General features: G+C 60.2%; 20 protein-coding genes. 14 read left to right on the plus strand and 6 right to left on the minus strand.

Annotation, left to right across the window (positions count from 1 at the left end; all coding sequences use genetic code 11):
- Nucleotides 1-29: 29 nt before the first annotated feature.
- The 3 genes from prs to lolB all read right to left on the minus strand — a co-directional run bounded on the left by prs (nucleotide 30) and on the right by lolB (nucleotide 2,608).
- Nucleotides 30-977 (minus strand): ribose-phosphate diphosphokinase, encoded by a 948-nt coding sequence (gene prs / locus GUC22_RS10425; protein WP_004103157.1) that lies wholly within the window; start codon nucleotides 975-977, stop codon nucleotides 30-32.
- 183 nt (nucleotides 978-1,160) lie between these two features.
- Nucleotides 1,161-1,997: a 4-(cytidine 5'-diphospho)-2-C-methyl-D-erythritol kinase gene (gene ispE / locus GUC22_RS10430; RefSeq protein ID WP_201746414.1), complete on the minus strand. Its 837-nt coding sequence runs from the start codon at nucleotides 1,995-1,997 to the stop codon at nucleotides 1,161-1,163.
- Entirely contained in the window at nucleotides 1,997-2,608 is a 612-nt protein-coding gene (gene lolB, locus GUC22_RS10435; protein WP_004133358.1) for a lipoprotein insertase outer membrane protein LolB, read from the minus strand. Before lolB ends, ispE begins: the two co-directional genes overlap by 1 nt.
- 273 nt (nucleotides 2,609-2,881) lie before the next feature.
- Here lolB and hemA point away from each other — a divergent pair, with 273 nt between their 5' ends.
- Genes hemA through kdsA form a run of 6 tightly spaced genes read left to right on the plus strand, consistent with a single transcriptional unit; the run spans nucleotide 2,882 to nucleotide 8,202 of the window.
- A complete protein-coding gene (hemA, locus tag GUC22_RS10440) occupies nucleotides 2,882-4,138 on the plus strand; it encodes a glutamyl-tRNA reductase (RefSeq protein WP_004121817.1) in 1,257 nt (418 codons plus the stop codon).
- 43 nt (nucleotides 4,139-4,181) lie between these two features.
- A complete protein-coding gene (gene prfA, locus GUC22_RS10445; protein WP_004133359.1) occupies nucleotides 4,182-5,264 on the plus strand; it encodes a peptide chain release factor 1 in 1,083 nt (360 codons plus the stop codon).
- Entirely contained in the window at nucleotides 5,264-6,103 is an 840-nt protein-coding gene (gene prmC, locus GUC22_RS10450) for a peptide chain release factor N(5)-glutamine methyltransferase (protein ID WP_049130988.1), read from the plus strand. Before prfA ends, prmC begins: the two co-directional genes overlap by 1 nt.
- On the plus strand, nucleotides 6,100-6,492 hold the full coding sequence (sirB2, locus tag GUC22_RS10455; protein WP_004133364.1) for an invasion regulator SirB2: 393 nt from the start codon (nucleotides 6,100-6,102) through the stop codon (nucleotides 6,490-6,492). Before prmC ends, sirB2 begins: the two co-directional genes overlap by 4 nt.
- Before the next feature lie 3 nt (nucleotides 6,493-6,495).
- Complete coding sequence (gene sirB1, locus GUC22_RS10460) at nucleotides 6,496-7,308, plus strand: invasion regulator SirB1 (protein WP_024357862.1); 813 nt, start codon at nucleotides 6,496-6,498, stop codon at nucleotides 7,306-7,308.
- 39 nt (nucleotides 7,309-7,347) lie between these two features.
- Nucleotides 7,348-8,202, plus strand: a complete 855-nt coding sequence (kdsA, locus tag GUC22_RS10465; RefSeq protein ID WP_004851877.1) for a 3-deoxy-8-phosphooctulonate synthase — start codon at nucleotides 7,348-7,350, stop codon at nucleotides 8,200-8,202.
- Nucleotides 8,203-8,291: 89 nt separating this feature from the next.
- Here the strand turns inward: kdsA and chaA are convergent, their stop codons facing one another.
- Nucleotides 8,292-9,392 carry a sodium-potassium/proton antiporter ChaA gene (chaA, locus tag GUC22_RS10470; RefSeq protein WP_024357863.1) on the minus strand — a complete coding sequence of 367 codons (1,101 nt, stop codon included), beginning with the start codon at nucleotides 9,390-9,392 and terminating at the stop codon, nucleotides 8,292-8,294.
- A 265-nt stretch (nucleotides 9,393-9,657) separates the two neighbouring features.
- On the opposite strand from chaA, the gene chaB reads away from it, so the two are divergent.
- Together chaB and GUC22_RS10480 are read left to right on the plus strand one after the other, a co-directional pair.
- Complete coding sequence (gene chaB / locus GUC22_RS10475; protein ID WP_004133373.1) at nucleotides 9,658-9,888, plus strand: putative cation transport regulator ChaB; 231 nt, start codon at nucleotides 9,658-9,660, stop codon at nucleotides 9,886-9,888.
- 150 nt (nucleotides 9,889-10,038) lie between these two features.
- Nucleotides 10,039-10,719: a gamma-glutamylcyclotransferase gene (locus tag GUC22_RS10480; protein WP_142476359.1), complete on the plus strand. Its 681-nt coding sequence runs from the start codon at nucleotides 10,039-10,041 to the stop codon at nucleotides 10,717-10,719.
- Between the two features lie 35 nt (nucleotides 10,720-10,754).
- On the opposite strand, the gene GUC22_RS10485 is transcribed toward GUC22_RS10480, so the two are convergent.
- Complete coding sequence (locus tag GUC22_RS10485) at nucleotides 10,755-10,997, minus strand: DUF1883 domain-containing protein (protein WP_002910387.1); 243 nt, start codon at nucleotides 10,995-10,997, stop codon at nucleotides 10,755-10,757.
- Nucleotides 10,998-11,235: 238 nt separating this feature from the next.
- Complete coding sequence (locus GUC22_RS10490; RefSeq protein ID WP_014229754.1) at nucleotides 11,236-11,589, minus strand: DsrE/DsrF/TusD sulfur relay family protein; 354 nt, start codon at nucleotides 11,587-11,589, stop codon at nucleotides 11,236-11,238.
- A 68-nt stretch (nucleotides 11,590-11,657) separates the two neighbouring features.
- Here GUC22_RS10490 and nasR point away from each other — a divergent pair, with 68 nt between their 5' ends.
- The 6 genes from nasR to GUC22_RS10520 all read left to right on the plus strand — a co-directional run bounded on the left by nasR (nucleotide 11,658) and on the right by GUC22_RS10520 (nucleotide 22,718).
- A complete protein-coding gene (gene nasR / locus GUC22_RS10495) occupies nucleotides 11,658-12,848 on the plus strand; it encodes a nitrate regulatory protein NasR (protein WP_004133379.1) in 1,191 nt (396 codons plus the stop codon).
- 248 nt (nucleotides 12,849-13,096) lie between these two features.
- Nucleotides 13,097-14,353 carry a CmpA/NrtA family ABC transporter substrate-binding protein gene (locus tag GUC22_RS10500; RefSeq protein WP_004133381.1) on the plus strand — a complete coding sequence of 419 codons (1,257 nt, stop codon included), beginning with the start codon at nucleotides 13,097-13,099 and terminating at the stop codon, nucleotides 14,351-14,353.
- 1 nt (nucleotide 14,354) lies between these two features.
- The gene (gene ntrB, locus GUC22_RS10505; RefSeq protein WP_049088167.1) at nucleotides 14,355-15,239 is read left to right on the plus strand and encodes a nitrate ABC transporter permease; all 885 of its coding nucleotides are present in this window, start codon (nucleotides 14,355-14,357) and stop codon (nucleotides 15,237-15,239) included.
- Nucleotides 15,240-15,249: 10 nt separating this feature from the next.
- Nucleotides 15,250-16,038, plus strand: coding sequence for an ABC transporter ATP-binding protein (locus GUC22_RS10510; protein ID WP_004133385.1), 789 nt, complete (start codon nucleotides 15,250-15,252; stop codon nucleotides 16,036-16,038).
- Nucleotides 16,039-16,047: 9 nt separating this feature from the next.
- Nucleotides 16,048-20,118: a nitrite reductase large subunit NirB gene (gene nirB, locus GUC22_RS10515; protein WP_160183506.1), complete on the plus strand. Its 4,071-nt coding sequence runs from the start codon at nucleotides 16,048-16,050 to the stop codon at nucleotides 20,116-20,118.
- Nucleotides 20,118-22,718, plus strand: coding sequence for a nitrate reductase (locus GUC22_RS10520; RefSeq protein ID WP_160183507.1), 2,601 nt, complete (start codon nucleotides 20,118-20,120; stop codon nucleotides 22,716-22,718). The genes nirB and GUC22_RS10520 overlap by 1 nt, the downstream gene beginning before the upstream one ends.
- Nucleotides 22,719-22,781: the final 63 nt, after the last annotated feature.

Consider the following 22,781-nt stretch of genomic DNA (forward strand, 5'->3'; position numbering starts at 1 on the left):
GCCGCAGCGGGTTTTTGTGCCGGGCTCGATTAATGTTCGAACATAGCAGAGATAGATTCTTCGTTGCTGATACGACGAATCGCTTCGGCCAGCATACCAGACAGCGTCAGGGTACGGACTTTTTCCAGCGCTTTGATTTCCGGCGTCAGCGGAATGGTATCGCAGACGACGAATTCGTCAATCACTGAGTTTTTGATGTTCTGGATAGCATTGCCGGAGAAGATCGGGTGCGTTGCGTAAGCGAAGACGCGTTTAGCGCCGCGCTCTTTCAGCGCTTCAGCCGCTTTACACAGGGTGCCGCCGGTATCGATCATATCGTCAACCATTACGCAGTCGCGGCCGGCGACGTCGCCGATGATGTGCATCACCTGGGAAACGTTAGCGCGCGGACGGCGTTTGTCGATGATAGCCATATCGGTATCGTTCAGCAGCTTGGCGATAGCGCGAGCGCGAACCACGCCGCCGATGTCCGGAGAAACCACGATAGGGTTGTCCAGGTTCAGCTGCAGCATGTCTTCCAGCAGGATCGGGCTGCCGAATACGTTATCAACCGGAACGTCAAAGAAGCCCTGAATTTGTTCTGCGTGCAGGTCAACGGTCAGAACGCGGTCGACGCCGACGCTGGACAGGAAGTCAGCAACCACTTTCGCGGTGATAGGCACACGAGCAGAACGAACACGACGGTCCTGGCGAGCATAACCGAAGTAAGGGATAACAGCGGTGATACGACCTGCCGAAGCACGACGCAGAGCATCAACCATAACAACCAGTTCCATCAGGTTGTCGTTGGTGGGAGCACAAGTGGACTGGATGATGAAAATATCACCACCGCGTACGTTTTCATTGATTTGTACGCTGACTTCACCGTCGCTAAAACGACCTACGGCGGCGTCGCCAAGAGAAGTGTACAGGCGGTTGGCAATACGTTGTGCTAGTTCCGGGGTGGCGTTACCAGCAAAAAGCTTCATATCAGGCACGAGAAGAACCTCAGGCATGCGTCCAGTGGTGGATGAAATGGGCCAAAAAACTGTGCGGGTGGGCACGATTTCATCCAGGCGGTGTATTAAAGAGCCCGATGCAACGTCTGGAACAGGGTGACGTTGTCACCGTAACTCAGTTTCCCCGGCGTTTTCGCCAAATTTGCAATAATTTAGCAGAACTTAGCGCAGCGCCTGCTTGAGCGGAGAGATGTTAACACCTCGCGCCACGAAGCCATGCAGCCATGCCGGGGCTTTTTCAAGCACCTGACGAGCGGCGGATTCAGTGTCAAATTCAGCAAATACACATGCACCGGTGCCAGTCAGGCGCGACGGCGCATATTCTAACAGCCAGGAAAGCGCCGCATCAACCTCACGAAAACGTTTTCTTGCGATAACCTCGCAATCATTGCCGAATTTACATTTTAATAACGTATTAATTGACCTGGCCGGGGTATCGCGCGGCAGTTGCGGATCGCGAAAAATGATCGGCGTTGGAATGCTGACCCCCGGATGCGCCACCAGATACCATTTTTCCTCCGGTTCGACCGGGGTCAGAATTTCCCCGATGCCTTCGGCAAAGGCCGCATGGCCGCGAACGAACACCGGCACGTCGGCGCCCAGCTGCAGACCCAAAGCCGCCAGCTCATCTTCCGAGAGATTACAGCCCCATAAATGGTTCAGCGCCACCAGAACGGTCGCGGCGTTGGACGAGCCGCCGCCGAGGCCGCCGCCCATCGGCAGCACTTTGTTGATGCTGATATCGGCGCCGCTGCCCGCAGGAAGCGTCCCGGCCTGCATTAATAGCCTGGCCGCGCGGATGATCAGGTTCTCTTCATCCGGCACGCCGTCAACCGGCGTCAGCAGACGCAGCTGGCCGTCGTCGCGCGGCTCAATCGTCAGCGTGTCGCCATAATCCAGAAACTGAAACAGCGTTTGCAGCGTGTGGTAACCGTCGGCGCGCCGCCCGGTAATGTACAAAAACAGGTTCAGCTTTGCGGGAGAGGGCCAGCGGGTCATCATTTCACAATCCAGTTATCCATTTTCAGCTTGATGCGCTGGCTGCCGTCGTTAAGCTCCATATTGGCCGGCAGCGACGGTTTGGTGTCGGAGGTGTAGCCGCCCCAGGTGACGTGCCAGGTCTTGCCGTTTTGCGTGTAGTTCAGTTCGCGCAGGCGGTACTGGTCATCAAGCGAGTAGTCGGTGGCGTCGCCAGGCAGGCCAATAATCCACTGGCGCAGGCTATTGAGCGGAATCGGCATGCCGGTCAGGCGGCCAATCATCTCTTCGGCATCGGTCGCCGTGTAGGTTTGTCCTTTATTGTCAATCAGCTGCACGTTGCCTGGCTGGGCGGTTAACGACAGCTCGGTGCTGCCGAGCGGGTTAGTCAGCAGCAGGCGATAGCGGTCCTGGCCGGTTTGCTGCCAGAAGAAGCGGGCATATACCTTTTGCTCATCCGAGAGATAAGCGAAAGCGCCGCGCGTCTGGAACTGATTAAGATTGCGGACATCTTGCTGGTGCTGACGCCACTGCGGTGAATCCGGGCTTTTACCCGGCCCTTTCGGAGCATTAATCGCACAGGCGGTCAGAACGAGGCTTGCCAGCGGCAACAGGCGGAACAGTCGATTCATAATGATGACAAATCCTTGATGTCTACAGTGAAATGCGGCAAATGAGAGTAACAGCTGGCCGATTTGTGTAGCGGGTTACAATAATAACCATTAATGCTAGCGTTGCCGGGCGGTAGCGTCTACGTTCAAGTTGTCTGAAATCAAAAAATTACCGTTAATGGCTATTACAGATTAGCTATTACTCCAAAAGGGGAGCCTCTCTTTTATTGATTACGCGCATCCTGTATGATGCCTGCAGACTAACCTTAGCAACGCTGGTACTACTCCCTCACAATGACGCTTTTAGCTCTTGGCATTAACCACAAAACAGCTCCTGTAGCGCTGCGAGAACGCGTAACGTTTTCGCCGGATACGCTCGACCAGGCGCTGGAGAGCTTGCTGGCCCAGCCAATGGTGCAGGGCGGGGTGGTGCTGTCGACCTGTAACCGCACGGAACTCTACCTCAGCGTCGAAGAGCAGGATAACCTTCAGGAAGTTCTTATCCGCTGGCTGTGCGATTACCACGGCTTAAATGAAGACGACCTGCGCAAAAGCCTCTACTGGCATCAGGACAACGATGCGGTCAGCCATCTGATGCGCGTCGCCAGCGGTCTTGATTCGCTGGTGCTGGGCGAGCCGCAGATCCTCGGGCAGGTGAAAAAAGCCTTTGCTGATTCCAGTCGCGGACATCTGAACGTCAGCGAGCTGGAGCGCATGTTCCAGAAGTCGTTCTCGGTGGCCAAACGCGTGCGTACCGAAACCGATATCGGCGCCAGCGCGGTCTCCGTGGCGTTTGCCGCCTGTACTCTGGCGCGACAAATCTTTGAATCGCTCTCCAGCGTTACCGTGCTGCTGGTCGGCGCCGGTGAAACCATTGAGCTGGTGGCCCGCCATCTGCGCGAGCATAAGGTGCGCAAAATGGTGATTGCCAACCGCACCCGCGAGCGCGCTCAGGCGTTGGCCGATGAAGTCGGCGCGGAGGTGATCGCCCTGAGCGACATCGATGAGCGGCTTAAAGAAGCGGATATCATTATTAGTTCTACCGCCAGCCCGCTGCCGATTATTGGTAAAGGGATGGTGGAGCGCGCGCTGAAGGCGCGCCGCAACCAGCCGATGCTGCTGGTCGATATCGCCGTTCCGCGCGATGTCGAACCGGAGGTTGGCAAACTGGCGAACGCCTATCTCTACAGCGTGGACGATCTGCAAAACATCATTCAGCACAACCTGGCGCAGCGTAAAGCCGCGGCGGTGCAGGCGGAAACCATTGTTGAGCAGGAAGCCAGCGAATTTATGGCCTGGCTGCGCGCCCAGAGCGCCAGCGAGACTATCCGCGAATATCGCTCCCAGGCCGATCAGGTCCGCGAGGAGCTGACGGCTAAAGCGCTGGCGGCGCTCAATCAGGGCGGCGATGCGCAGGAAATCATGCAGGATCTGGCACGCAAGCTGACTAACCGCCTGATCCACTCGCCAACCAAATCTCTTCAGCAGGCCGCCCGTGACGGGGATGATGAACGCCTGCATATTCTGCGCAACAGCCTCGGGCTGGAATAGCGCACCTTTCTCTCTTTTTTTAGGACAGGGTGAATTCACGCCTATGAAGCCTTCTATTGTTGCCAAACTGGAAGCCCTTTACGAACGCCATGAGGAAGTTCAGGCGCTACTCGGCGATGCCGCGACCATCGCCGATCAGGATAAGTTTCGCGCGTTATCCCGCGAATACGCGCAGCTGAGCGACGTCGCCCGCTGCTACACCGACTGGCGCCAGCTGCAGGATGATATCGAAGCCGCGCAGATGATGCTCGATGACCCGGAAATGCGCGAAATGGCGCAGGAAGAGCTGCGCGAAGCGAAAGAGAAGGGCGAACAGATGGAGCAGCAGCTGCAGGTTCTGCTGTTGCCCAAAGACCCGGACGACGAGCGTAACGCGTTTGTTGAAGTTCGCGCCGGCACCGGCGGCGATGAAGCGGCGCTGTTCGCGGGCGATCTGTTCCGTATGTACAGCCGTTACGCGGAATCACGCCGCTGGCGCGTGGAAATCATGAGCGCCAACGAAGGCGAACACGGCGGCTTTAAAGAAGTGATCGCCAAAATCAGCGGCGACGGCGTCTATGGGCGACTGAAGTTCGAATCCGGCGGCCATCGCGTGCAGCGCGTACCGGCCACCGAATCCCAGGGGCGTATCCATACCTCCGCCTGCACCGTGGCGGTGATGCCGGAGCTGCCGGAAGCCGAAATGCCGGATATCAGTCCGAGCGATCTGCGCATCGATACCTTCCGCTCCTCCGGTGCGGGCGGTCAGCACGTCAACACCACCGATTCGGCGATCCGTATTACCCACTTGCCGACCGGTATCGTCGTCGAGTGTCAGGACGAACGCTCCCAGCACAAAAACAAAGCGAAAGCGTTGTCGGTGCTTGGCGCGCGCATCCGCGCCGCGGAAGTGTCCCGGCGCCAGCAGGCGGAAGCCTCCGAGCGTCGTAATCTGCTGGGTAGCGGCGATCGCAGCGATCGCAACCGCACCTATAACTATCCGCAGGGCCGCGTGACCGATCATCGCATCAACCTGACGCTTTATCGTCTGGACGAAGCGATGGAAGGCAAACTGGATATGCTGATTGAGCCGATCGTTCAGGAATATCAAGCCGATCAGCTGGCCGCCCTTTCCGAGCAGGAATGATGACTTTTCAGCAGTGGCTGACCCAGGCTATCGCCCGCCTGAGCCAAAGTGAAAGCCCGCGCCGGGATGCCGAAATCCTGCTGGGCCACGTGACTGGCAGAGCGCGGACCTATATCCTCGCCTTTGGCGAAACGGCGCTGACCGCGGCGCAGGCCGCCGAGCTGGAAACGCTGCTGAGCCGTCGCGCCCGGGGCGAACCGGTGGCTCACCTGGTGGGCCAGCGCGAATTCTGGTCGCTGCCGCTGTTCGTCTCTCCCGCGACGCTGATCCCGCGTCCGGATACCGAGTGCCTGGTTGAACAGGCGCTGGCGCGCTTATCCGATGAGCCGTGTCGCATTCTCGATCTCGGCACCGGCACCGGCGCGATCGCCCTGGCGCTGGCCAGCGAACGCCCGGACTGCCGCGTCACCGCCGTCGATGTGATGCCCGATGCGGTCGCGCTGGCCGCGCGTAACGTTGAGCATCTCGCGATCCCTAACGTCAGCGTACTGCAAAGCGACTGGTTTAGCGCGCTCGCCGGACAGCAGTTCGACATCATCGTCAGCAATCCGCCCTATATCGACGAAACCGACCCGCATCTGGCGCAGGGCGATGTCCGCTTTGAGCCGAAAACGGCGCTGGTCGCCGCCGATGGCGGTCTGGCCGATCTGGCGCATATCATCCGCGAAGGCCGCCGCTATCTGGCTGCCGGCGGCGTGATGTTGCTGGAACACGGCTGGACGCAGGGCCAGGCGGTGCGGGAACTCTTTCGCGAGGCGGGTTATGGCAATATTGCCACCTGCCGCGATTATGGAGACAACGAGCGCCTGACGCTCGGGCATTATCAGGGAGAGGTATGAATCTGTTTAACGCGGTACTGTATTTGCATATCGCCTGCGTGGTGGTCTCGGTCAGCCTGTTCGTGCTGCGCTACTGGTGGCGCTGGAGCGGGAACCGCCTGCTCGACCAGCGCTGGGTCCGCATTGCGCCGCACTGTAGCGATACGCTGCTGTTTCTCAGCGGCGCTGGATTAATGGCAATAACGCACTATCTGCCGTTTACCGAAGAGGGTACATGGCTGACTGAGAAGCTGTTTGGCGTTATCATTTATATCGCATTGGGATTTATCGCGCTGGGCCGTCGTCGCTCGCGCAGTCAGCAGAGCCGGTTTGTCGCCTTTCTGCTGGCCCTGGTGGTGTTGTTTATCATTATTCAACTCGCCATCACAAGAATACCGTTATTGGGGTAAGGCATGAGGTCGTTAGCTGATTTCGAATTTAATAAAGCGCCGTTATGTGACGGCATGGTCCTCATTTCTGAATTAATCCGCGACGATTTTCCGACGCACTATGTGCAGGATGAGCTGGAGCGGCTGCTGGCCCTGGCGCAGGAGGAGATTGCCTCTTCCTGGGACCAGGAGCGCCAGATAGAGCGTCTGCTGGAGCTGTTCTATCACGACTGGGGCTTCAGCGATTCGCGCGGCGTTTACCGTCTGTCCGATGTGCTCTGGCTTGATAAGGTTCTCAACAACCGCCAGGGCAGCGCGGTGTCGTTAGGCGCAATCCTGCTGTGGATCGCACAGCGTCTGGCGCTGCCGGTGGTACCGGTTATTTTCCCGACCCAGATGCTGCTGCGCGCCGATCCGCAAGAGAGCGAAGAGATGTGGCTCATTAATCCGTTTAACGGCGAAACGCTGAACGAGCATACGCTGGAAGTGTGGCTGAAGGGCAATATTAGCCCGGTCGCCGAGCTGTTTAACGAAGATCTCGACGAAGCCGATAACGCGGAAGTGATCCGCAAGCTGCTCGACACGCTCAAATCGGCGCTGATGGAAGAGCGGCAGATGGAGCTGGCGTTACGCACCAGCGAGGCGCTGCTGCAGTTCAACCCGGAAGATCCGTACGAAATTCGCGATCGCGGGCTGATATACGCCCAGCTCGATTGCGATCACGTGGCGCTGCAGGACCTCAGTTACTTCGTTGAACAGTGCCCGGAGGATCCCATCAGCGAGATGATCCGCGCGCAGATCAACACCATTTCGCATAAACAAATTACATTGCATTAGTCTGAAACCATTCCGGTTACACCCTGATAAGGCGAACTTATGAAACAAAAAGTGGTTAGCATTGGTGATATCAACGTAGCAAACGACCTGCCATTCGTGCTGTTTGGTGGCATGAACGTGCTGGAATCCCGCGATCTGGCGATGCGTATATGCGAACACTACGTGACCGTCACGCAGAAGCTGGGCATTCCTTATGTGTTTAAAGCCTCTTTTGATAAAGCTAACCGTTCTTCCATCCACTCCTATCGCGGGCCGGGGCTGGAAGAAGGGATGAAGATTTTCCAGGAGCTGAAGCAGACGTTCGGCGTGAAAATCATCACCGACGTTCACGAAGCCAGCCAGGCTCAGCCGGTGGCTGACGTGGTTGACGTTATTCAACTGCCAGCGTTCCTCGCCCGCCAAACTGACCTGGTTGAAGCGATGGCGAAAACCGGCGCGGTGATCAACGTGAAAAAACCGCAGTTCGTGAGCCCGGGCCAGATGGGCAATATCGTCGATAAATTCATCGAAGGCGGCAATGACAAAGTCATTCTTTGCGATCGCGGCGCGAACTTCGGCTACGACAACCTGGTGGTCGACATGCTGGGCTTCGGGGTGATGAAAAAAGCCTCCAATAACTCACCGGTTATCTTCGACGTTACCCACGCACTGCAGTGCCGCGACCCGTTTGGCGCCGCGTCCGGCGGACGCCGCGCGCAGGTTGCCGAACTGGCGCGCGCCGGGATGGCGGTAGGCATCGCGGGCCTGTTTATTGAAGCGCACCCGGATCCGGAACATGCGAAATGCGACGGTCCATCCGCGCTGCCGCTGGATAAACTGGAGCCATTCCTCAAGCAGATGAAAGCCATCGACGATCTGGTTAAAGGCTTCGATGAGCTGGATACCAGCAAGTAATCGCGCCTGAAATGACAAAAGCCTGCCCGTTGCAAAACCGGCAGGCTTTTTTTATCTCCCCGGCAGAGGTAGAGGCCGCCGGGGGAGGCTCAGGCAAAAATGGTCATCAGGTAGGCGGCGAACAGCGCCAGGTGCGCCGCGCCGTTCAGCACGTTGGTGCGTCCGGTAGAGAACGAAATCTGGCACAGCAGCAGGGAGGCAACCATCACCACCATTTCCGGTGCCCCAAGGCCAAAGCGTAGTTCGTTACCGGTGAGGAAGGCGATAAGCGTTACCACCGGCACCGTCAGAGAAATGGTGGCCAGCACGGAGCCGAAGAACAGGTTCATCGCCCGCTGGACCTGATTGTTCAGCACCGCTTTCAGCGCGCCAAGGCCTTCCGGAGAGAGGATCAGCAGCGCGACCAGGAAGCCGGTAAAGGCCACGGGGGCGTTCATGCTGGTCAGCAACGTCTCAAGCGGATTGGCGTTCATTTTGGTTACGGCGATCACCGCAACCAGGTGTACCAGCAGCCAGGCGGTGTGCCACTTGCTGCTATGCGCCGACGGTTTGCCGTGGTGCGGGTCATCGTCGTCGCCGTCATCCTCGTGCTCGTAAACAAACAGGCTCTGGTGCGTTTTCGTTTGAATCAGCAGGAATACGCCGTACATGGCGGCGGAAATCAGCGCAACCAGCAGCGCCTGGCCGGTGGTGAAGTTAGCCCCGGGCAGCGCCATCGGGAAGACCAGGACGATAATCGCCAGCGGAAAAAGGGCGATCAGGTACTGTTTAAGGCCGAACAGATTCATATACTGGGTGGCGAATTTGCGCCCGCCCAGCAGTAAAGAAAAACCCACCAGCCCGCCGGTGACAATCATGATGATTGAATAAAGCGTATCGCGCATTAGGGTCGGCGCGGCATCGCCGGTGGCCATTAATGCGGAAATCAGGCTGACTTCGAGAATAACCACTGAAAGGCTTAAAATTAATGAACCATAGGGTTCGCCAAGGCGGTGCGCCAGAACGTCGGCGTGGCGAACAACGCTGAACGCGCTGCTCAGAATCCCGACCAGCGCCAGGATATTAATGGCAACGACCACTGGCAGTGACTGGCTGCTTCCCCAGAAAAACAGCACCGCCAGCGCCAGAACCGGAAAGGCGAGGGAGGTCTCCTTGTGGCGGGTCTTCACCGCCTCATGTGCATCGGTCATGAATTATCTCCAGGTATGCAGGTGTTATAATTATAGATATTGTAAGTTAATAAAATAACAGACATTGCGGGGACTATTTTGTTTTTTTACTTAAATTTACCACTCTGACTCTGTAAAAGTGGTAGATTGCCATAAACTGCGGTTACTATTTTTTTGTATTTATTATTCAGATAATTACTAAAACATCTTTCTCATTTATCTCTCGCCTTGCCAGCCGGTTGATCCTCTACCAGACTCACTATTCACCCTTAAACCGGAGGTTGCCATGCCCTATAGCAACAAAAGTGAATTGCCCGACAGCGTTCAGCACGTTCTGCCCGCGCATGCTCAGGAGATTTACAAAGAAGCCTTTAACAGCGCCTGGGAACAGTATAAGCATAAAGAAGACCGACGCGACGACGCCAGCCGTGAAGAGACCGCGCACAAAGTCGCCTGGGCGGCGGTGAAAAATGAGTACCAAAAAGGCGATGATGATAAATGGCATAAGAAGAAGTAATCGCTTTTGCTACGACATGTGCTGCCTGAGCCCTTGCCCGCGGCTCGTTCATTGCTTATTGTCAAATAAAGCTGGATAATAATTCGGCAATACTTCACGGATGGCACCAGATCATCGCCGGGAAGCGGGCAGTGGCGGAGGTAGTAGAAAGTGTTAACGCGTGATTTCTTACTGAATGCGGATTGTAAAACAGCGTTTGGCGCTATTGAGGAATCGCTTCTTTGGTCGGCAGAGCAGCGGGCAGCCTCTTTAGCGGCGACCCTGGCCTGTCGTCCGGACGATGGCTCGGTGTGGATCTTTGGCTACGGTTCGCTGATGTGGAACCCGGCGCTGGAGTATCGTGAATCCTGTACCGGTACCCTACCGGGCTGGCACCGCGCGTTTTGCCTGCGGCTCACCGCCGGGCGCGGTAGCGCAACCCAGCCTGGCCGTATGCTGGCGCTAAAAGAGGGCGGGCGTACCACCGGCGTCGCCTATCGTCTGCCTGATGAAACCCTGGAAGAAGAGCTGACCCTGCTGTGGAAGCGGGAGATGATCACCGGCTGCTACCTGCCGACCTGGTGCAAGCTGGACCTGGACGATGGCCGCACCGTCAACGCATTAGTTTTTATTATGGACCCGCGTCATCCGCTGTTCGAGGCGGACACCAGCGCGCAGGTCATTGCGCCGCTGATAGCGCGCGCCAGCGGGCCGCTTGGCACCAACGCTCAGTATCTGTTCTCGCTCGATCAGGAGCTGCGGAAGCTCGGTATGCACGATGCCTGCCTCGACGATTTAGTCGGCAAGGTGCGTCATCTGATGGGGGAAAGTAGCCAGCCCGGGCTGGCTTAAGAGTACATCGCCCGGGTTTCCCCGGGCGTTTGCTATCAGGCGGGAACGTAGCTTATTGAATGCTCCAGCGACTGGCTGTGGCTGTCGATAAGAACGTTCCAGGTGCCGCTGTAAGGCACGGTCAGATACGCGCTATCTCTGTCCTGTACGCTCAGAATATCCGCATGACTATCGCCAGGCACTTTGGCGCTCATCAGGTGAATATGGCAGCGTTCGGAACAACGCACCACCAACGTATCACCGCCAAACAACGTTAAACTTGCTTTTACCATTGCCATTTAATCTTAACCCCGTTTCTGTCTACAGCATCCTGCCAGCCCATTAACCCGCGTGATATTGTTCACACTTTGCTCTGTGCATAACACCAAAGGGGAGGGAGGCAGATGCTGATTTTGATCAAAAAAAAGAATAAAGATTAAACAAAAATGACGTTGTTCCTGAAAGCTTTCAGCTGGCATTGTTTTCGGTCACCAAACGCCGCCAGCTTGATATTTAATCCCGTTGAACGGGAGATATTTAGAAGGTCAGAACTTTATCCGCCGCCAGCGTCCACTGCGCCAGCTCGACGAGGGTACCAATCTCCACGCCGTCAATCAGCGGCAGCGCGCCGATCCCCCGGCCATCGGCGCAGGTTTTACACAGCTTCACCGGCACGTTTTGCGCGGTGAGGATCTCCAGCATCTGCTGAATGTTGTAGCCTTCCGCAGGCTTCTGGCCGCGCAGGCCGGCGGTCACCGCATCGGACATTAAAAACAGCTTCAGTTCGAGGTCTGACTGCTGCTCGCGCAGGGCGATCGCCAGGCGCAGGCTATTAAACAGGGATTCGCTGCCGTAGGCGGCACCGTTCGCGATAATCACAATACGTTGCATAAGGACTCCTTCTATAAGGCACGGTTATTGCTTGGCTGAAGTATAAAGCGTTAAGCCGGGAGAGGGGTATGAATAATATGGCGGGCAATACGCCTGAGGTGGTCGACTGGTTTGCGCGCGCGCGTCGCTTACAGAAGCAGCAGCTGCACCAACTGGCGCAGCAGGGGACGCTGGCAGGCCAGATAAGCGCGTTGGTGCATATGCTGCAGTGCGAGCGCGGCGCGTCAAATATCTGGCTGTGCTCGGGCGGCAGACTGTATGCGGCGGAGTGCCGGGCGGGCGCGGCGCTGGTCGATGAGCAGCTCACGCGGTTTTATGCGGCGCTGGAGCCCGCGCGCGACGCCGCCAGTAGCGCGCTATGCTGGCGCATTGCCTGCGCGGTGTGGTATCTGCCCCAGCTTGCGGCGCTGCGTAAACGCGTGCGCGACCGGGAGATTGCCGCCGAAGAGGCCACCGGGCAGTTTAGCCGCATTATCCGCCACTTGTTGAATATCGTACCGCAGCTCAACGACAGCATCGACGATCCGCAAATCGCCGGCCGCATGGTTGCGCTTTACAGCTTTATGCAGGGAAAAGAGCTGGCCGGACAGGAGCGCGCGCTGGGCGCGCTGGGCTTTGCCCGCGGGCAGTTCAGCGATGAGCTGCGTCAGCAGCTGGTGGACCGCATTGACGGCCAGCAGCCCTGTTTCGACAGTTTTCAGGCCTTGGCCCAACCGCCGCAAACCGCCCTGTTCGCTGAACAGTGCCAGGCCAGCCTGGAGATTGAACAGCTACGACGGGTTGCCTGCACCCGTCAGCCGCCGGCGGACGAGGGAGAAACGGCGCTGCGCTGGTTTTGCGCTCAGACTCAGCGCCTCGAGCAGCTGCGCGGCGTGGAAGAACTGCTGATCGTTGATCTGCTTAACGCTGCGGACGCGCTGCTCGAGGGCGAAGAGCCGGAGGCTCAGCTACCGCCCGCTGACTGGCAGGAGGACAGTATAGCCCTGCGGCTGGATAAGCAGCTGTTGCCGCTGGTGCGCCAGCAGGCCCATGAGCTACAGCAGCTCTCCGGCCAGCTTGCGTCATTAAAAGATGCGCTTGAAGAGCGCAAGCTGATTGAAAAGGCCAAAAGCGTGCTGATGACCTACCAGGGAATGCAGGAGGAGCAGGCCTGGCAGGCGCTGCGTAAAATGGCGATGGACAAGAATCAGCGCATGGTTGAGATAGCCCGCGCGCTGCTGACGGTAAAGGCGCTATGGCGCGTAACCCCAAAGGAGTAGATGCACAATCAGCGGGCATTTATTGCCAGCCGACGGTGCATTTTTCGCTTTAAACGCGCCCGGGTAGTGAGCCAAAGCGCGTGAAATGGCCTTCGGCAAAACTGGCATTAGCTTTGCATTAGATAAAATGAGTGAATAAAAGGTTTTGGGCAGCGCGCCAATGGCGGCGCGTATGTCCAGGGATAAAGGCGTCCAGCGGTGCGTAAGCACCGCCGGGCGCTTTTTTTTTGCGCGTTTCTGGAGCGGTTATGGGCGATAAGTTTTCGATTTCACGGCGACGTTTATTACAGACGGGGGCGGCGCTGGGCGGCGCGATGCTGCTCCCCGGCATAATGCAGGCGGCGTGGGCGGCTGGGTCGGATAAACCGGAACAGACCACCGTGCGGGTGGGGTTTATTCCGCTAACCGACTGCGCTCCCTTAGCCATTGCCTCCCTGAAGGGGTTCGATAAAAAGTACGGTATCACCCTCGTGCCGAGCAAAGAGGCCAGCTGGGCCGCGGTGCGCGACAAGCTGGTTGCCGGAGAGCTCGACGCCGCGCACATTTTGTACGGCATGCTCTACGGCCTGGAGCTGGGGATCGCCAGTAAACCGCAGGCGATGGCCAACCTGATGACCCTTAACCGCAACGGCCAGGCGATTACGCTCTCCAGCGAGCTGCAGGAACAGGGCGTCACCGACCTGAGCGGGCTGAAAAAACGGATCGGCCAGCACGCGCCGGGCAGCTACACCTTCGCCCACACCTTTCCCACCGGTACCCACGCGATGTGGCTTTACTACTGGCTGGCGAGCGGCGGAATTAACCCATTCGCCGATATTCGCACCGTCGTCGTGCCGCCGCCGCAGATGGTGATGAACATGCGCATCGGCAACATGAGCGGCTTTTGCGTCGGCGAGCCGTGGAACGCGCGTGCCATTAACGATCGTATCGGGTTCACCGCCGCCACTTCTCAGGATATCTGGCCGGAACACCCGGAAAAAATTCTCGGCACCCGCAGCGAATGGGTTACGCGTCATCCAAACACCGCGCGCGCGCTAGTAGCGGCGCTGATGGAGGCCCAGCGCTGGATTGAAGCCTCCGCCGACAACACCCGCGAAACGGCGCGCCTCCTTGCCAGACGCGCATGGCTGAACACCAAAGAGCAGTACCTCACCGGACGCATGCTCGGCGAATACGACAACGGTATCGGCCGCCGCTGGCAGGACGCGCATCCGATGCGCTTCTATGAACAGGGGGAAGTGAGTTTTCCGTGGCTCTCGGACGGCATGTGGTTTTTGACCCAGTTCCGCCGTTGGGGATTGCTGAAGTCGGCGCCGGATTATCTGGCGGTGGCCCAGCGCATTAACCGGATTGACGTCTGGAAAGAGGCCGCCCAGGCGGTCGGCGGCATCAGCGCGCCGACGCAGGCGATGCGCAGCAGTACGCTGATCGATGGCAAGGTCTGGAATGGGGTCGATCCGGAAGGTTACGCCCGCAGTTTCGCGATCCAACGTAAGGGGGCATGAGATGAAACACGCATATAAACCGCAACCGCCGGCCAGCGCCGATAAAGCGCCCGGCGAAATTATTACCCTGCCGCCGCTGCAGGTGCGCAAAACCACGCCTCCGCTCAGCCGCTGGCTGCGCGATGTTACCCAGCGTCTTCTGCCGCCGCTGCTCGGGCTGGGATTACTGCTGCTGGGCTGGCAGCTGGCGGCGATGAACAGCAAAGGTTTCCCGACGCCGCTCTCCACGCTGGATTCGGCGCTGACCCTTTTCGCCGATCCGTTTTATCAGGACGGGCCCAATGATATGGGCATCGGTTGGAACGTGCTGGCGTCGCTGCAGCGGGTGGCGGTGGGATTTGGCCTTGCCGCGCTGGCGGGAATTCCGCTCGGCTTCCTGATTGGCCGCTCGCTGTTTTTCGCCCGCATGTTTAACCCGCTGATCGCGCTGTTGCGCCCGGTGAGTCCGCTGGCCTGGCTGCCCATCGGTCTGCTGCTGTTCCAGAAAGCGGAACCGGCCTCCAGCTGGACCATTTTTATCTGCTCGATCTGGCCGATGGTGATTAACACCGCCGAGGGCGTGCGGCGTATTCCTGAGGATTACCTCAACGTTGCCCGGGTGCTGCAGCTTTCCGAATGGACGGTGATGCGCAAGATCCTCTTTCCGGCGGTATTGCCGGCGGTGCTGACCGGGGTTCGTCTCTCCATCGGTATCGCCTGGCTGGTGATTGTCGCCGCCGAAATGCTCACCGGCGGCTTAGGGATCGGCTTCTGGATCTGGAACGAGTGGAACAACCTCAACGTCGAAAACATCATCATCGCCATCGTCATTATCGGCGTGGTCGGTCTGCTGCTGGAACAGGGGCTGATGCTGCTCGCCCGCCGTTTTAGCTGGCAGGAAAAATAAGGAGTCGCAGATGAAACCATTAATTCAGGTCCAGGGCGTCAGCCAGCGTTTTAGCACCGCCAGCGGCGAATTCCTCGCATTGCAGAACGTCTCCTTCGACATCTACGAAGGGGAAACCATCAGCCTGATCGGCCACTCCGGCTGCGGTAAATCAACCCTGCTGAATCTGATAGCCGGGATAGCCCTGCCGACGGAGGGCGGCCTGCTGTGCGACAACCGCGAAATCGCCGGGCCGGGGCCGGAACGCGCGGTGGTGTTTCAGAACCACTCCCTGCTGCCGTGGCTGACCTGCTTTGACAACGTGGCGCTGGCGGTGGACCAGGTCTTTCGTCGCAGCATGAGCAAAGGCGAGCGCAAAGAGTGGATTGAGCACAACCTCGAGCGGGTACAGATGGGCCACGCCCTGCACAAGCGTCCGGGGGAGATCTCCGGTGGGATGAAGCAGCGCGTTGGCATTGCCAGGGCGCTGGCGATGAAACCGAAAGTGCTGCTGCTGGATGAACCCTTTGGCGCCCTTGATGCCCTGACGCGGGCGCATTTACAGGACGCGGTGATGCAGATCCAGCAGTCGCTGAATACCACCATCGTCATGATTACCCATGATGTGGATGAGGCGGTGCTGCTTTCCGACCGGGTGCTGATGATGACCAACGGACCGGCGGCGACGGTCGGGGAGATCCTCGACGTCAATCTGCCGCGACCGCGCAATCGCGTGCAGCTGGCGGACGACAGCCGCTATCACCATCTGCGCCAGCAGATCCTGCACTTCCTCTATGAAAAACAGCCGAAAGCGGCATAGGGGGCGGCGATGACGCGGCAACTGGTGATTATCGGCAACGGTATGGCGGCCACGCGCCTGGCGCAGGCGCTGGTGGAGCGGGATGCGCGGCGGTTTAGCATCACCATTATCGGCGATGAACCGCGCCAGGCCTATAACCGCATTCAGCTGTCGCCGGTGCTTGGCGCGGAGAAAACCGCAGGCGCGACGCGACTGCTGCCCGCAGAGTGGTATTCGCAACATAACGTCACGGTACGCGCCGGTGAAACGGTTACCGCGGTGGATATGGCGGCCCGTACGCTGCAGACCACCGCAGGCGAACTTGGCTGGGATGAACTGGTGTTCGCCACGGGGTCGCTGCCGTTTCTACCACCGCTGCTGGGCATCACGCTGCCGCACGTTTTTGCTTTCCGCACCCTGGCGGACGTCGAAGGCATTCTGGCCATCGACGGCCCGGCGGTGGTCATCGGCGGCGGCGTACTCGGCGTGGAGGCCGCCGCGGCGCTACGTCGTCATGGTGACAGTGTCACTTTACTGCACCGCGGAAGCTGGCTGATGGAGCTGCAGACCGATGCCTTTGCCGGCGAACAGCTGCAAATGCTGCTCGCCGAGCGCGGGATCGGCTGCGTGATGGAGAGCCGTATCGCCGCCATTGATGAACATCAGGTGCTGCTGGAGGACGGCCGCGCGTTTGCCGCCTCGCGGGTAGTACTGGCGACCGGCGTACAGCCGAACAAACGGCTGGCCGAGCGCAGCGGGCTGGCGTGCGGTCGCGGAATTCTCGTCGACCGCCGGCTGGCAACCGCGCAGCCGGGAGTCAGCGCCCTCGGCGAATGCTGTGAAATCGACGGTCAGACCTGGGGGCTGGTGGCGCCGTGCCTGCGCCAGGCGGAGGTGCTGGCGGACCGCCTGTGCGCTATCCCTGGCGAGGATTTCCGCTGGCAGGATAGCGGCACCCGCCTGAAGGTCACCGACATTGAACTGTTCAGCGCCGGCGAGCTGCGGGCCGATGAGCAGGATGACGTTTATACCAGTTGGGATCCGCTGGACCGCCACTACCGTCGCCTGCTGCTGCGCGACGGTAAGCTGCGCGGCGTACTGCTGCTCGGGGATTGCAGCAGCGCCGCGCCCCTCACCGCTCTGCTGGGGGCGTCAGCGCCCGCGCCGGCAGAGTGGCTTTTCGACCCCTCTTCAACGATGCAGCCGCGCGCTGTGGGACAAACTACGATGACAAAACCTGTATTAGTGCTGGTCGGACACGGTATGGTCGGCCACCATTTTCTTGAGCAATGCGTCAGCCGTGACCTTCATCAACAGTATCGGATTGTGGTGTTCTGCGAGGAGCGCTATGCCGCCTATGACCGGGTGCATCTGACGGAATATTTCGCCGGACGCAGCGCGGAATCGCTGTCGCTGGTGGAAGGGGATTTTTTCACTCAGCACGGTATTGAGCTGCGCCTGAGCGAATCGGTCGCCAGCATCGACCGCGAAGCGCGGGTGGTGCGCGATGCCTTCGGTCACGAAACCCACTGGGATAAGCTGGTGCTGGCGACGGGCTCTTACCCGTTTGTTCCGCCGGTGCCGGGCCATAATCTTGAGGGCTGTTTTGTTTACCGTACGCTGGACGACCTCGACCAGATTGCCGCCCGCGCCGCAACCGCCCGACGGGGCGTGGTGATCGGCGGCGGCCTGCTCGGGCTGGAAGCGGCCAATGCGTTGAAGCAACTGGGGCTGGAAACTCACGTTGTCGAGTTTGCGCCGAACCTGATGGCGGTGCAGCTGGACAACGGCGGCGCGGCGATGCTGCGGGAAAAAATCAGCGAGCTGGGCGTCGGAGTGCACACCAGCAAGGCGACGACGGAAATTGTTCGCAATGAGCAGGGGCTGCAGCTGAACTTCGCCGACGGCAGCTCGCTGGCGACCGATATGCTGGTGTTCTCCGCCGGTATTCGCCCGCAGGACGCGCTGGCGCGCAGCGGCGGACTGAGCGTAGGTGAACGCGGCGGGATCTGCATCGACAACCAGTGCCGTACCTCCGACCCGGACGTGCTGGCGATCGGCGAATGCGCCCTGTGGGAGAACAAAATTTATGGCCTGGTGGCGCCAGGCTATCAGATGGCGCGCGCCGCAGCGGCTACTCTGGCGGGCGAGGCGGGCAGCTTTAGCGGCGCGGATATGAGCACTAAGCTGAAGCTGCTGGGCGTTGATGTCGCCTCGTTCGGCGACGCCCAGGGGCGTACCCCGGGCTGTCAGAGCTATCAGTGGACGCACGGGCCGCAGCAGATCTACAAAAAAATCGTGGTCAGCGCGGATGGCAAAAACCTGCTCGGCGGGGTGCTGGTCGGGGATGCCGGCGACTACGCCACGCTGCTACAGATGATGCTTAACGGGATAGCTTTACCCAAACACCCGGAAAGCCTGATCCTTCCGGCGCTGGAGGGCAGCGCGCCGAAGGCGCTCGGGGTCGCGGCGCTGCCGGACGGCGCGCAGATTTGCTCCTGTCACAACGTCAGCAAAGACGATATCTGCCAGGCGGTGAGCGCCGGCGCGGGCGACATGGCGGCGATAAAAAGCTGCACCAAAGCGGCGACCGGCTGCGGCGGCTGTAGTGCGCTGGTGAAACAGGTGATGGAGTACCAGCTTGCCGAGCAGGGCGTCGAAGTTAAAAAGGATATCTGCGAGCACTTTCCGTGGTCGCGCCAGGAGATCTATCACCTGGTTCGCGTCAACCATATCCGCACCTTCGAACAGCTGATTGCCCGTTATGGACAGGGCCACGGCTGCGAGGTCTGTAAACCTCTGGTCGCCTCGGTACTGGCCTCCTGCTGGAATGAATATCTGCTGAAGCCGGCGCATCTGCCGCTTCAGGACACCAACGATCGCTACTTCGCCAATATTCAGAAAGACGGCACCTATTCGGTGGTGCCGCGCATGGCGGCGGGAGAGGTGACGCCGGACGGTCTGATTGCGATCGGCCAGATCGCCAAACGCTATCAACTGTACAGTAAGGTGACCGGCGGCCAGCGTATCGACCTGTTCGGCGCGCGCCTGGAACAGCTCCCGGCAATCTGGCGCGAGCTGGCCGAGGCGGGATTCGAAACCGGCCACGCCTACGGCAAATCCCTGCGGACGGTGAAATCCTGCGTCGGTTCGACCTGGTGCCGCTACGGCGTCCAGGACTCCACCGGCCTGGCGGTCACCCTCGAACATCGCTACAAGGGGCTGCGCGCGCCGCACAAAATTAAAATGGCCGTCTCCGGCTGTACCCGCGAATGCGCGGAAGCCCAGGGGAAAGATATTGGGGTTATCGCCACGGAGAAGGGGTGGAACCTGTACGTTTGCGGCAACGGCGGCATGAAGCCGCGCCATGCCGACCTGTTCGCCAGCGATCTTGATGAAGCCACGCTTATCCGCAGTATTGACCGGCTGCTGATGTTCTATATTCGTACCGCCGATCGCCTGCAGCGCACCAGTACCTGGATGGATAACCTTGAGGGCGGGGTCGACTATCTGCGCGAGGTGATCCTCGAAGACAGCCTCGGCATCGGCGAAGAGCTGGAGCAGGAGATGGCGCGGGTGGTCGAGAGCTACCAGTGCGAATGGCAAACCACCCTTAACGATCCGCAGCGGCTGGCGCTGTTCCGCTCCTACGTGAACAGCGATGAGCCGGACGAAACCGTACAGCGGCAAACCCTGCGCGGCCAGCCGCAGCTGGCCCCCTTCGCGGCGCAGGGCGAACCGGCGCTGCCGTCGCGCCCGTGGCAGGCCATTTGCGATCTCGACGCCATTCCGCAGCAGGCGGGGATTGGCGCGCGGCTCGGCGAGCGGCAGATTGCACTGTTCCGCTTTGGCGACCAGGTGTATGCCCTCGATAACCTCGAACCGGGCAGCGAGGCCAACGTTCTGTCGCGCGGTCTGCTTGGCGATGCGGGCGGCGAACCGATCGTGATTTCGCCTCTGTATAAGCAGCGAATCCGCCTGCGCGATGGCCGCCAGTGCGACGGCGGCGAACAGGCGGTGCGCGCCTGGCCGGTCAAAGTGGAGAACGGCAAGGTGTGGGTTGGCAACCAGCAGCTGCTGGCGCGCGCGGAGGCCTCCTGATGACGGAAACCAGAACCACGTGCCCCTATTGCGGGGTTGGCTGCGGGGTTATCGCCAGTAGGGCGCCTCACGGTCAGGTGAGCGTGCGCGGCGATGAGCAGCACCCGGCAAACTTTGGCCGCCTGTGCGTTAAAGGAGCGGCGCTGGGCGAAACCGTCGGCCTGGAGGGACGAATGTTATTCCCGGAAGTCGACGGCGAACGCGCGACCTGGCCGCAGGCGCTGGCGGCGGCAGGTTCGCGCCTGCGGGAGATTATCGATCGGCACGGGCCGCAGGCGGTGGCGTTTTACGCCTCCGGCCAGCTGCTCACCGAGGACTATTATGCGGCGAATAAGCTGATGAAGGGGTTTATCGGCGCGGCGAATATCGATACCAATTCGCGGCTGTGCATGTCTTCAGCGGTCACCGGCTACAAACGGGCGCTGGGCGCGGACGTGGTGCCGTGCAGCTATGAGGACGTGGAAAACAGCGATCTGGTGGTGCTGGTCGGGTCGAACGCCGCCTGGGCGCATCCGGTGCTTTATCAGCGGCTGGCGCAGGCGAAGCGCGACAATCCTCAGATGCGGGTAGTGGTCATTGATCCGCGTCGGACCGCCACCTGCGATATCGCCGACCGGCATCTGGCGCTGGCCCCCGGCAGCGACGGCGGGCTGTTTGTCGGCCTGCTGAACGCCATTGCCGCCAGCGGCGCCATCAGCGACGATTTTAACGATGCGCAGCGGGCGCTGACCATCGCCCAGGACTGGGACCTCGACAAAGTGGCGCAGTTCTGCGGCCTGCCGCGCCAGCAGATTGCCGATTTCTACCGCGAATTTATCGCCGCCCCGCGCGCCATCACGCTCTATACCATGGGAATCAACCAATCCGCCAGCGGCAGCGATAAATGCAACGCTATCATCAACGTACACCTGGCCTGCGGTAAATACGGGCGTCCGGGCTGCGGGCCGTTTTCGCTGACCGGTCAACCTAACGCCATGGGCGGGCGCGAGGTGGGCGGCCTGGCGACCATGCTGGCGGCGCATATGAACTTTGACCCCGACGATTTACGGCGCCTGGCGCGATTCTGGGGCAGCGAACGTCTGGCGCAAACGCCGGGGCTGACGGCGGTGGAGCTGTTCGCCGCCATTGGCCGCGGCGAGGTAAAAGCGGTATGGATTATGGGCACCAATCCGGTGGTGTCGCTGCCGGACAGCCACGCGGTAAGCGAAGCGCTGGCGCGGTGTCCGCTGGTCATCGTCTCCGACGTCGTCGCTGATACCGATACCGGACGCTTCGCCCATATCCGTTTTCCCGCGCTGGCGTGGGGAGAGAAGAGCGGCACGGTGACCAACTCCGAACGGCGGATCTCCCGCCAGCGCGCTTTCATGCCGCCGCCGGGAGAGGCCAGGGCCGACTGGTGGATCGTCGCCCGCGTGGCCGAGGCGCTGGGCTTCGGCTCCGCCTTTGCCTGGCAGCATCCGCACGAGGTGTTCAGCGAACACGCCGCGCTTTCAGGATATGAAAACGATGGCCAGCGGGCGTTTGATATCGGCGGACTGGCGGATCTCAGCCGCGAAGCGTGGGATGCGCTGGAACCGGTGCGCTGGCCGGTGAGCCGCAGCGAAGCAGCCTGGAGTGTGCATAAGGGCTGGCATCGCGACGGTAAACTGCGGATGGTGCCGGTCGCGCCGCAACCTACCCGGGCGACCACCGATGCGTTCTATCCGCTGATCCTCAACAGCGGGCGGATCCGCGATCAATGGCACACCATGACCCGCACCGGCGCGGTGCCGCGTCTGATGCAGCATATTAACGAGCCGGTGGTGGAGGTCGCGCCGGCGGACGCGCAGCGTTATCACCTGCTGGAAGGTGAACTGGCGCGGGTCCGCTCACCGAATGGGGTGATGGTCGCAAAAGTGACGATCGGCGACGGGCAACGGCCCGGGTCGCTGTTTGTGCCGATGCACTGGAATAATCAGTTTGCTCGTCAGGGACGGGTGAACAACCTGCTGGCTGCGGTCACCGACCCGCACTCCGGGCAGCCGGAAAGTAAACAGACGGCGGTGGCGATAGCCACCTGGCTTCCTGCGTGGAAAGGCGAGCTTTTTTCGCGCCAGCCGGTTCCGCTGCCCGCTTCGCTGCACTGGCGGCGGCGGGCGGCGCAGGGCATTATCCATCTTTCGCTGGCGGGGGATACCCGCTCCCGCGACTGGCTGGTGGAGTGGTGCCAGCGGCAGGGATGGCAGATGCAGGTAGCCGAGGGCGGCAAGGTCTGGAACCTGCTGGCGTGGCGGGCGGGAGAGCTGATGCTCGGCTGGTGGAGCGACGCCAGCGAGCCGGCTATCGATGCCGACTGGATTCACGCCGCGTTTCGCGTTCCGCCGCAGAACGCCGCCCGGCGCCACGCGTTATTGAGCGGCAGAAAAGGCGGCGTTGAGATGCCGCGCGGGCGTATTATCTGCAGCTGCTTTAGCGTGGGCGAACGGGCGATAGGCGAAGCCATTGTCGGCGGCTGCCGTACGCCCGGCGCGCTGGGGGGAAAACTGAAATGCGGCACCAACTGCGGCTCCTGCATCCCGGAGCTGAAAGCGCTGCTGGCGGCGAAGCTGGCGCAGGCCTGAGATTCAGCATATTCCTGGAATCGTCCGCAGGGCTGCGGGGGAGCGCAAAAAACGATAAACTCA

The organism is Klebsiella sp. MPUS7 (genome assembly GCF_009905335.1).
Taxonomy (GTDB): domain Bacteria; phylum Pseudomonadota; class Gammaproteobacteria; order Enterobacterales; family Enterobacteriaceae; genus Klebsiella; species Klebsiella grimontii.